Source organism: Elusimicrobiota bacterium, from assembly GCA_026388075.1.
Classification (GTDB): domain Bacteria; phylum Elusimicrobiota; class Endomicrobiia; order Endomicrobiales; family JAPLKN01; genus JAPLKN01.
The window spans coordinates 1-10,127 of record JAPLKN010000091.1; the positions used below are offsets into that span (position 1 = coordinate 1).

Sequence of the window (10,127 nt, forward strand, 5' to 3'; positions counted from 1 at the left end):
AATTTTTTTCATATTTTTAATACAGCCGATGCCCAGGTAAATCCGCCGACAAAGGCCACCAGCTCAACAATATCTCCCTTTTTAACTTTCCCTTCTTTCAGCGCTTCATCAAATGCAATTATGGTTGTTGCCGCGGAAACATTTCCATATTTATGAAGATTAACAAAAACTTTTTCTTTTGGGAGGCCCATTCTTTTGGTAATTGCTTCAATAATTCTAAGATTTGCCTGATGGGGTATTAATAGAGAAATTTCTTCGCATTTTATTTTGGCTAAATCAAGAGCTTTTTGAGCCGCCTCTATCATTTTAATTATTGCAACTTTAAATACTTCTTTTCCTTCCATTTTTATATAATGCATTCTGTTTTTTACTGTTTCTTCCGTAGAAGGATTCCTTGATCCTCCCCCGGGAAGATATAAAAGATCTGCGTAAGTTCCATCGGCTCCCAGATATACTGACAAAATATTGTTTTCTGTTTCTGATCGGCTTAATACCATCGCTCCTGCACCGTCGCCAAATAAAACAGAAGTGTTTCGGTCTTTCCAATCAGTAATTTTAGATAAAGTTTCAGCACCAATCAAAAGTATATTTTTGCAAAAACCGTTTTCTATAAAATTTTTAGCAACCGCCAAGCCGTAAATAAATCCGCTGCAAGCCGCTGAAAGGTCAAAAGTAAAAGCATTTTTGGCATTTATAGCTTTTTGTATCAAACAAGCAGTTGAAGGAAAAAACATATCCGGAGTAATAGTTGCGACTATTATTGCATCTAACTCTTCGGGTTTTATTTTAGCTTCCGCCAGAGCTTTTTTAGCTGCCCCTATCGCTAGGTCTGACGTTGCAGTATTTTTATCAGCTATACGCCTTTCTTTTATTCCGGTTCTTGAAGTTATCCATTCATCAGTAGTCTGAACCATTTTTTCTAATTCGGAATTGGTTAATATTTTATCAGGAACGGATGATCCGGTTCCAAGAATTTTTACTCCAAATTTGCTCATTTTCTTAACCTCTACTCAGTTTCATTATTTTCAATTTTAGACATTTCGTCAGCAATAGCTTTAGTAACGCCTTTTTCAACATATTTCGCAGCAGAAAAGAAAGCGTTTTTAATTGCTTTAGCGTTTGATCTGCCATGACAAATTAAACAAGCTCCGTTAACTCCTAAAAGAGGAGCTCCGCCATATTCAGTGTAATCAAGTTTTTTTCTCAAATCTTTTAAAGCGGCCCAAAGGAAAGGTAACGAAACCCAAGTTATGGGATAAGATTTAAGCTCGCTTTTTATTAATTTTAGCAGCATTTCAACTGCACCTTCAGCGTACTTAAGTATTATATTGCCTACAAAACCGTCGCAAACTACTACTTCCGCTTTTCCCCTACTTATGTCTCTTCCTTCAATATTTCCGATAAAATTAACGTTTGATTTTTTAATAAGCTCAAAAGCTGCCAGCGTCAATTCGTTCCCCTTGGTATCTTCTTCTCCGATGGATGCTAATCCTACCTTAGGATTATCTATTCCCTTAACTTCTTTCATAAAAAGACTGCCCATAATTGCAAATTGCTGAAGATGTTTTGGTTTGCAGTCTACATTTGCCCCTACATCCAATAAAATACATAGGCCTTCAAGAGTCGGAAATAATGTTGCAATAGCAGGCCGGCTGACCCCAGGTATTCTGCCCATATGCAGTAAGGCCGATGCCATTGCTGCCCCGGAATTTCCTGCCGATATAAAAGCCTCAGCTTTACCGTCGGCCACCAATTTTGCTGCAACAACCAAAGACGAATCCTTTTTCTGCCTTACTGCCTGAGCAGGCAATTCATCCATATCTATTACTTCACTGGCATTTTCAATTTTTATATTTAAATTTTTTGTCTTGTATTTTTTTAGTTCCGAAAGAATTATATTTTCCCGGCCAACAAGAATAATTTCATGCTGAAATTCTTTGGCCGCATTAATAGCACCTTCAATTGTTACTAGGGGTGCGTGATCTCCCCCCATAACATCTAAGGCTATTTTCATTATTTATTTTCCTCTGCGCCCTTGGTTTGACTTTCTTTAGATTCTGTTTTCTTTTTTTCTTTTTTCGGCAGGATTAACTCTCCATTATAGAAACCGCAAGACGGGCAGATTCTATGAGGCATCTTCGGGGCTGCGCATTGAGGGCATTTGTTCGTATTTAATGAAAATATTTTCCAGTTTGAAGCCCTGCGCATATCGCGTCGCATTCGAGTATGTTTTCGTTTTGGATTCGGCATTTCTCCTCCTGTTGCCGGGTCTTTTTTTTATCAAACTACTTATTTTTGAGCAGTTCCTTTAACTTACCCCATCGGTCAATTGAAGGTTGTTTTTGACAACCGCATTTTACGATATTTAAATTTTTGCCGCATTGAGGGCAAAGACCCAAACAATTTTCTTTACATAGCGGCTTGTTCGGAAGATTTAAAATCAATAACTGCCTAATTTCTTCTTCCAGATCTATTAAATCAGTTTTTGACGAAAAAGACTGTGCTATATCAGTTTTGATGTTATAATTAAATTTCTCATTACAGGAAAAACATTTAAGCGCTATTTGCCCCTTGATTTCCCCTGTAACTAAAACCTCTTCGCCAAAGAGTTCGGCCTTAAAAGAAATTGATAGTTTTTGATCGCTAGTATATTCTTCTAAGTCTTTACAGCTATATTTTTCAATGAATTTTTCTATTTTTAATCCGTCTTTTAATTCCGACGGATTTATAAAAAAGTCATTCATTTTTCCGAAAGCTCCTGAATTCTTTTTATATTAAAGATCTAAAACAAACGTTGATTATAATGATTCGTCATGAGTTTGTCAATACCCTTAAAGTTTCTCTTGCTATCATTAACTCTTCATTAGTAGGAATTACCAAAACTTTAACTTTTGAAACAGCCGAAGAAATGATTTTTTCTTCAGCAGTAATATTTAAGTTTGCATCTTTATCAACGATAATTCCAAGATTATCAAGGCCTTTTAGAGAATTTTCCCTTATTGTCGGAGAATTTTCACCTATACCGGCGGTAAAAATTATAGCATCGGTTCCGTTTAAAATTCCGAAATAGAAAGAAATATATTTTTTTATCCTGTAACAGAACATATCCAAAGCTAGTTTTGCCTTTTCAGAACCGCTGGCTACCGCCTTTAGTATCGTTCTCATATCATTCGTTAGTCCTGACACTCCCAAAAGGCCGCTTTTTTTATTAAGCAGGGTGTTAAGATCTTCCGCTGAAATATTTTCGTGCATCATAAGATGTACAATAATGGCCGGATCAATATCTCCGCATCGGGTCCCCATCATTAGCCCTTCCAAAGGCGTAAAACCCATTGATGTGTCAATAGATTTGCCATTTTCAATTGCTGTTATGCTGCAACCGTTTCCTAAGTGGCAAGTTATAAGTTTTAATTCTGTTATGGGTTTCTTAAGAATTTCAGCTGCTCTATATGCGACATATTTATGAGATGTCCCGTGAAAACCGTATCGTCTTATATGATATTTTTCGTAAAGGCTGTAAGGAAGCGGATAAAGGTATGCATACTGCGGTATAGTCTGATGAAAAGCAGTATCAAACACAACAACTTCAGGAACCCCGGGCAATAGTTTTTGGCACGCTTCTATACCTGCATAATGATGAGGAGTGTGAAGCGGCGCTATGGCAAAACATTCCCTTAAACCTTTCATTACTTCGTTATTTACCAGAACCGAATCAGAAAACTTGTCTCCGCCGTGCACAACCCTATGCCCGATAGCAGTGATCTCGCTGATTTCTTTTATTACCTGCGGTCCTGCGCTAAGAAGCTTTTCGATAATAAGCTCAATGGCTTCCATATGATTTTTTACTTGGCACAATTCCTTGATATCGTCACCGGTAATGGACTCCTGCTTAAAATATGCCTCAGGAAGTCCTATGCATTCAACTATACCTTTAGCAAGATTTTTTTCAGTATCCATTTCATAAAAAGTATATTTTACCGAAGACGAACCGCAGTTTACGATTAATACTTTCATTCTTACCCCTTTTTCCATTCTTCAGGACTATAATCAATTATTTCGCCGTTTTTAAAGAAAAATTTTATTTCTTTAATTCCGTTTTCAACTGAATCTGATGCGTGAACAAGATTTTTTCTGCCGTCAGTGCCGAACATACGCCTTAAAGTTCCCGGGGCAGCTTCCATTGAATCGGTTGAGCCTATTATGTTTCGGACACCAAAAACAGCATTTTCCCCTTCCCACGCGGTTACTATTATAGGTCCCGAAGTCATAAAATTGATAAAAAATTCAAAAAAATATTTCCCGCGATGAACGTCATAAAAATTTTCAATCGTTGAACGGTCCGGCCAAACCATTTTCATCCCAAGAAGTTTTAAACCCTCGCTTTCAAAGCTTTTTATTATTTCACCTACAACTTTTTTACCGATTCCGTCAGGCTTGATGATCACACAAGTTCTTTCCATCGATTTACCCCGTTAGAAAAAATCAAACAACTGCCTATTCCAAAAACTACGAAAAGCTGTATCAATATTATTTTTCATATCTGATTTTTTCTTAATGTTTCAATTTTTCTAACGGGGCTTACCTCATTTCTTTAATAATAGCTTCAGCCATTTCTTTTGTTCCTGCTTTTCCGCCAAGATCATATGTAACGTTTTTTCCTTCAGATATAACCTTAACTACTGCCTCATCAAGTTTTTTGGCAGCTTTTGTTTCTCCGAGATATTCAAGCATCAGTTTACCCGAAAGAATCAGCGCTGTAGGATTTACTTTATTTAGGCCTTTATATTTCGGGGCAGACCCATGAACTGCTTCAAAAACAGCATAATCATTGCCGAAATTAGCTCCGGGCGCTACCCCTAATCCTCCGACAAGCCCGGCACAAAGGTCAGAAAGAATGTCCCCGTAAAGATTAGGCAATACAATTACATCGTAAAGATGAGGCTTTAGAACCAGCTGCATGCACATATTGTCAATCAAGCGTTCTTCATATTCAATTTTCCCTTCGTAATTTTTTGCTACTTCCTTTGCCGTATCCAAAAAAAGGCCGTCAGTAAACTTCATTATGTTAGCTTTTGTTACCGCTGTAACTTTTTTTCTTTTATTTTTTACTGCGTAATCAAATGCAAATTTAACAATTCTTTCGGACCCAAACTTTGAAATAGGCTTTATTGATATAGCGGATTTTTCTCTTATTTTATTCTTGGATAGTTTAATGATTTCTTCAGCTTCAGGAGAACTCGCACGAAATTCCACTCCTGTGTATAAATCTTCAGTGTTTTCTCTTACTACGACCAAGTCAATATTTTCATATCTTGACTTAACTCCTGCATAGGTTTTGCACGGTCTTAAACAACAGTATAGATCCAGCTCTTTACGTATTGCAACATTTACTGAACGGAAACCGGTTCCAATTGGCGTGGTTATGGGGCCTTTTAGTGCGACTTTGTTTTTTCTAATAGAATCCAGTGTGATTTTAGGAAGCGGGGTCCCGTATTTTTCCATAACATCGGAACCCGCGTCGGCATATTCCCATTCAATTTTTACCCCGGTAGCATCTATTACATTTTTTGTTGCTTCAGCAATTTCAGGGCCTGTGCCGTCCCCGGGTATTAAAGTAACTTTATGAGGTGCCATTTTTCAATCCTTTATCAAATATTAGTTTGAAAATATATAATATAATAATTCTTTTGTCAAAATTGGAAACCGCAAAATTTGAATCATTAGCTGAAAATACGGATAAATAATATTGTCAACCGGTTAAAATTATCGGTGATTATTAAAATACCTACAATAATTAAAATTATCCCTGAAATTATTTCAATGACTCTAAAATACTTTTTAATTTTTTCAAATACAGACAGTGACCAATTTATAAATAGTGCTGTCAGTAAAAATGGGATCGCAATGCCAATAGAATAAAAAATCAAAAGCAATGTTCCCTTAAATACCGTACCTTGAGTTGATGCCAAGATTAAAATTGACGAAAGAATAGGTCCTATGCATGGAGTCCAGCCCATCGCAAATGCAACTCCGATTAAAAATGAGCCGAAATATCCAACAGATACTCTGCTAATTTTAATATTTTTCTGAAAGTAAAGAAAAGGAATCGTGAATATCCCCGTAATATGAAGGCCAAAAATAATAACTACACCTCCCCCGACAAATCTTATAATATTTTTTCCGGAAACCACTATATTTCCCAAAAAACTTGCTGAAATACCAAGCAGGATAAAAATAACGCTGAAACCGAAAACAAAAAAAACCGAATTAAGAAAAACTTTTGTTATTGATTTTTCTTCTTTCCTAAGTTCTTCAAGCGAAATGCCCGTGATGTAGAAAAGGTATGCAGGGATTAAAGGTAATATGCACGGACTCAAAAAAGTCATTATCCCTGCCAAAAAACTTGCAATTAAAGGAAATTTACCAATTGTTTCCATATTAATATTTAAGCATTTTTTCTATTGATTTTATGGCTTTTGCCTGCAATGCAGGCGGTACTTTAATTTCATATTTCATATCTTCAAGCGCCCACAAAATTTTCTCTAAACTTATTTTTTTCATATTCTTGCATAATGCCTTTTCGGTAGCCGGATAAAAGTTCTTTTCAGGGTTTTCTTTTTTCAGACGATAAATAATCCCTTGTTCGGTAGCAATGATCATTTCTTTTGAAGCGCTTTCTTTTGCATATCTTACCATGCCGTTTGTTGAAAGAATCTTGTCAGCCAAATTCAACACGTCTTCTGTGCACTCGGGATGAGCCAGAACTTCCGCATTAGGATATTTTTTCTTAGATCCCAAGATATCTTTGGCGGATATTTTTATATGAATAGGACAATAACCGCCGAAAAAAATCATTTTTTTACCGGTAAGTTTTTCAATATATTTTCCTAAATTTTGGTCCGGTATAAAAATAATTTCTTTATCTTTTATAGAATTTACAACATTTACTGCATTTGAAGAAGCACAGCAAATATCGCTTTCAGCCTTGATTTCTGCCGATGTGTTTATATAACAAACAACTACGGCATCAGGATGTTTTCTTTTGAGCTCATTAAGTTTTTTTACATCTATCATATCAGCCATTGGACAACCGGCTTTAATTTCAGGCAGAAGCACTGTTTTTTCCGGGCAAAGTATTGAAGCAGTTTCTGCCATAAAATGAACGCCGCAGAAAACTATTACGTCAGCATTAGTTTGAGAAGCTTTACGGCTTAAATCAAGAGAATCGCCAAGAAAATCAGCTATATCCTGGACTTCCGGCAGCTGATAGTTATGAACCAGAATTATCGCATTTCTTTTAGCTTTCAGCTCTAAAATTTTTTCAGTAATTGATTTCATATTGTTTAGACTGTCTATATTCTATTCCAAATACCGTTTTGTTTTAAACTGCTCCCTTTAAGAACAAATTCTATCTTTTGCATTCTATCTACCGTATCTTTATCCAAATTATAAACGCAATCATAAAGTTTTTCTTTAAAAGATCCGGGGCCAACGGACTTTTTTGAAGCCAGCTCCGCAGAAATTTCAAAACAAACCAGCCCGGCTGCAGACGCAAATGTTAAATCTTCTTCCACAGCAGCAAAAGTCCCTATAACCGAGCTTGCCATGCATCCAGTACCCACAATTTGAGACATTGTTTCGGTTCCATTTTTCACAATAATAGTTTTTCCTTTATCACAGACTATATCCTCTTCGCCGGTAATAACAACCGTGCAATTTCGTTTTGAGGCAATTTCCAATGCGATTTCTTTAAGATCCATATTTACTTCCGAAGAATCAACTCCTTTAGTCTGAACATTTTCTCCTGCAATTCTGGCAATTTCGGAAGCATTGCCTCTTAATATGTTAATTTTTGTTTCATTTAAAAGTTCAAAAGATTTCTGATCCCTAAACTTTGTCGCTCCGGCTCCGCAAATATCAAGCACAACAGGTATGCCTTTGTCATTAGCGCTTTTAGCTGCCATTTTCATGCTTTCTACAAAATCCGATGTTAAAGTGCCGATATTTAAAACAAGCGCTGAAGCGATACCAGCCATTTCAGAAACTTCTTCCTTTGCATGAGCCATTACGGGCGATGCCCCGAAAACCTTAACGATGTTTGCGCAATCATAAATTGTTACCCAGTTAGTAAGATGATGGATAACCGGTTTATTTAAGCGAACTTTTTCAAGGATTTCATAAATAGTTTTCATTGTTTCCTCTCATTTAACAAATAGACTTAGCAATAAATAAAAAAGATTAGATTTTCTTTTGAAGGTTAATGCTAAATGGTTTTCATTTTTTTACCACAAAGATAGCATTGGGAGCAAAAAGGTTAGGAAGGAAAAATATTTTCCTATTTTCCCCTAAGTAGAAATTATCAAGAATTTGTATTTTCTTTTTCCGGCAATAATCTTTAAAATCTTTAATACTTAAGAATCTTATATTAGGGGTATCATGCCATTCATAAGGAAGATTTTTTGTAATGGGCGCCCTGCCTCTAAAAAAAAGTTTTATTCTGTCAAAGATATATGCAAAATTCGGAAAACCTATTATTACCTTTTTCCCTACCCTAAGACTTTCTTCCAACACATAATCAATCTCAATCATTTCCTGCAAGCTTTGATTTAAAATAATATAGTCAAATGTCTTGTCGGGGTAGCTCTTTAGACCGTCATCAATATCCCCATGAAAAACACTTAAACCTTTTGCTACGCATTTATAAATTTCATTTTCATCCAGTTCTATTCCCTGAACCCGGACATTTTTTGTTTTCTGAAGGTAATTTATAAGGTCTCCCCCTCCGCAGCCCAGATCGAGAATATTTGAACCGGTTTCAATAATATTTGAAATAATTTTATAATCAAGTCTTTCTATTTCATTCATTTTAAGCCCTTAGAACTTTTTTCCGAGATTGAATTAACCTTTTCTAAAAAAGGCCTTATCAAGTTTGTTTCATCGGCTACTTCAAGCAAGAAAGCATCATGGCCGTAAGTAGATCTAATCTCACAATAGGTAACGTCAATTCCCTTCATTTTAAGCTGATGAGCTATTTCCCGGGATTGATAAGAAGGGTAAAGCCAGTCAGATTTAAAAGAAATAACCAAAAAATTCATATCATATTTTTTATTCCATTGAATAAATTTATCACCCGAGACATCAAAATAATCCATAGCTTTAGTAATGTAAAGATAAGAATTTGCGTCAAACCTTTTTACAAACGAATCGCCGCGGTAACGAAGATATCCTTCTACCTCAAAATCCTGTCTAAAGCTGAATGTGTAATCTTTGTCCTTCAGTTTTCTGGAAAACTTTTCTTCCATTGACTGGTCACTCATATATGTGATATGCCCTATCATTCTGGCAACAGCCAATCCTTTTTCCGGAAATTCCTTCCCATAATAATTTCCCTGATTCCATGCAGGGTCAGCCATAACCGCTTGCCGGCCTACTTCATCAAAAGCGATTTGCTGAGGAGAATGTTTCATCGTTGATGCAATTGGAATGGCAGATGCAACCATCTCCGGGTAAGAAACTGCCCATTGCAGGACCTGCATCCCGCCCATAGAACCGCCTGCGACACACAGCAATCTTTTTATATCCAAATAATCAATGAGCTTTTTTTGCGCTTTGACCATATCAGAAACAGTTATTATTGGAAAATCCAATCCGAAAGGTTTGCCAGTTTTAGGATTTACTGACGAAGGACCTGTTGATCCCTTACAGCCGCCTATTACGTTTGAACAAATAATAAAATATTTGTCCGTATCAAAAGCTTTATGAGGCCCAATCATATTATCCCACCAGCCAGGGTCATTATCTCCTTGTAAATATCCGGCAGCGTGGGCGTCACCGGAAAGCGCGTGGGCAATTAAAATGGCATTTGTTTTATTTTTGTTAAGTTTTCCGTAGGTCTCATAGGCAAGGGTTATCGGCCCGAACTTTTGGCCGGATTCTAAAACCAATTGATCGGCAGGATCATCAAAAGTTACATATTTTGTCTCAACTATACCAATATTTTTATCTTCAGGATTAACTAAATTCTTTTTTTCCATATTCATAACCTTTACCCGCAAAAGTCAAATAGTACTTAGTGGTGCGACGCAATATTATCCCCCTTCGCAGAATACTGCGGGCGTAAGCCCGCA

Annotated in this window: 11 protein-coding genes and 1 pseudogene; all 12 read right to left on the minus strand. The window is 36.4% G+C overall.

Annotated elements, in window-relative coordinates; genetic code table 11:
• Nucleotides 1–8: 8 nt before the first annotated feature.
• Entirely contained in the window at nt 9–995 is a 987-nt protein-coding gene (locus tag NT145_05050; protein ID MCX5782055.1) for a ketoacyl-ACP synthase III, read from the minus strand.
• Between the two features lie 11 nt (nt 996–1,006).
• Entirely contained in the window at nt 1,007–2,014 is a 1,008-nt protein-coding gene (plsX, locus tag NT145_05055) for a phosphate acyltransferase PlsX (protein MCX5782056.1), read from the minus strand.
• Nucleotides 2,015–2,085: 71 nt separating this feature from the next.
• A pseudogene (gene rpmF, locus NT145_05060) lies at nt 2,086–2,250 on the minus strand (50S ribosomal protein L32).
• A 35-nt stretch (nt 2,251–2,285) separates the two neighbouring features.
• Nucleotides 2,286–2,744, minus strand: coding sequence for a DUF177 domain-containing protein (locus NT145_05065; protein ID MCX5782057.1), 459 nt, complete (start codon nt 2,742–2,744; stop codon nt 2,286–2,288).
• A 67-nt stretch (nt 2,745–2,811) separates the two neighbouring features.
• Complete coding sequence (locus tag NT145_05070; protein ID MCX5782058.1) at nt 2,812–4,014, minus strand: acetate kinase; 1,203 nt, start codon at nt 4,012–4,014, stop codon at nt 2,812–2,814.
• Nucleotides 4,015–4,016: 2 nt separating this feature from the next.
• The gene (ndk, locus tag NT145_05075; protein MCX5782059.1) at nt 4,017–4,460 is read right to left on the minus strand and encodes a nucleoside-diphosphate kinase; all 444 of its coding nucleotides are present in this window, start codon (nt 4,458–4,460) and stop codon (nt 4,017–4,019) included.
• Nucleotides 4,461–4,578: 118 nt separating this feature from the next.
• Nucleotides 4,579–5,634, minus strand: coding sequence for an isocitrate/isopropylmalate dehydrogenase family protein (locus NT145_05080; protein MCX5782060.1), 1,056 nt, complete (start codon nt 5,632–5,634; stop codon nt 4,579–4,581).
• A gap of 86 nt (nt 5,635–5,720) precedes the next feature.
• Nucleotides 5,721–6,437, minus strand: a complete 717-nt coding sequence (locus NT145_05085) for a cytochrome c biogenesis protein CcdA (protein ID MCX5782061.1) — start codon at nt 6,435–6,437, stop codon at nt 5,721–5,723.
• 1 nt (nt 6,438) lies between these two features.
• A complete protein-coding gene (nadA, locus tag NT145_05090; GenBank protein ID MCX5782062.1) occupies nt 6,439–7,338 on the minus strand; it encodes a quinolinate synthase NadA in 900 nt (299 codons plus the stop codon).
• Between the two features lie 14 nt (nt 7,339–7,352).
• Entirely contained in the window at nt 7,353–8,183 is an 831-nt protein-coding gene (gene thiM / locus NT145_05095; protein MCX5782063.1) for a hydroxyethylthiazole kinase, read from the minus strand.
• A 91-nt stretch (nt 8,184–8,274) separates the two neighbouring features.
• Complete coding sequence (metW, locus tag NT145_05100) at nt 8,275–8,865, minus strand: methionine biosynthesis protein MetW (GenBank protein ID MCX5782064.1); 591 nt, start codon at nt 8,863–8,865, stop codon at nt 8,275–8,277.
• A complete protein-coding gene (locus NT145_05105; GenBank protein MCX5782065.1) occupies nt 8,862–10,034 on the minus strand; it encodes a homoserine O-acetyltransferase in 1,173 nt (390 codons plus the stop codon). Before NT145_05105 ends, metW begins: the two co-directional genes overlap by 4 nt.
• Between the last annotated feature and the right edge of the window lie 93 nt (nt 10,035–10,127).

What these genes read in the sequence shown, in the direction of transcription:
- NT145_05050 (MCX5782055.1), bottom strand. Translation starts at nt 995, where the DNA reads ATGAGCAAATTTGGAGTAAAAATTCTTGGAACCGGATCATCCGTTCCT.
- NT145_05080 (MCX5782060.1), bottom strand. Translation starts at nt 5,634, where the DNA reads ATGGCACCTCATAAAGTTACTTTAATACCCGGGGACGGCACAGGCCCT.
- plsX (MCX5782056.1), bottom strand. Translation starts at nt 2,014, where the DNA reads ATGAAAATAGCCTTAGATGTTATGGGGGGAGATCACGCACCCCTAGTA.
- NT145_05085 (MCX5782061.1), bottom strand. Translation starts at nt 6,437, where the DNA reads ATGGAAACAATTGGTAAATTTCCTTTAATTGCAAGTTTTTTGGCAGGG.
- NT145_05070 (MCX5782058.1), bottom strand. Translation starts at nt 4,014, where the DNA reads ATGAAAGTATTAATCGTAAACTGCGGTTCGTCTTCGGTAAAATATACT.
- metW (MCX5782064.1), bottom strand. Translation starts at nt 8,865, where the DNA reads ATGAATGAAATAGAAAGACTTGATTATAAAATTATTTCAAATATTATT.
- ndk (MCX5782059.1), bottom strand. Translation starts at nt 4,460, where the DNA reads ATGGAAAGAACTTGTGTGATCATCAAGCCTGACGGAATCGGTAAAAAA.
- NT145_05065 (MCX5782057.1), bottom strand. Translation starts at nt 2,744, where the DNA reads ATGAATGACTTTTTTATAAATCCGTCGGAATTAAAAGACGGATTAAAA.
- NT145_05105 (MCX5782065.1), bottom strand. Translation starts at nt 10,034, where the DNA reads ATGGAAAAAAAGAATTTAGTTAATCCTGAAGATAAAAATATTGGTATA.
- nadA (MCX5782062.1), bottom strand. Translation starts at nt 7,338, where the DNA reads ATGAAATCAATTACTGAAAAAATTTTAGAGCTGAAAGCTAAAAGAAAT.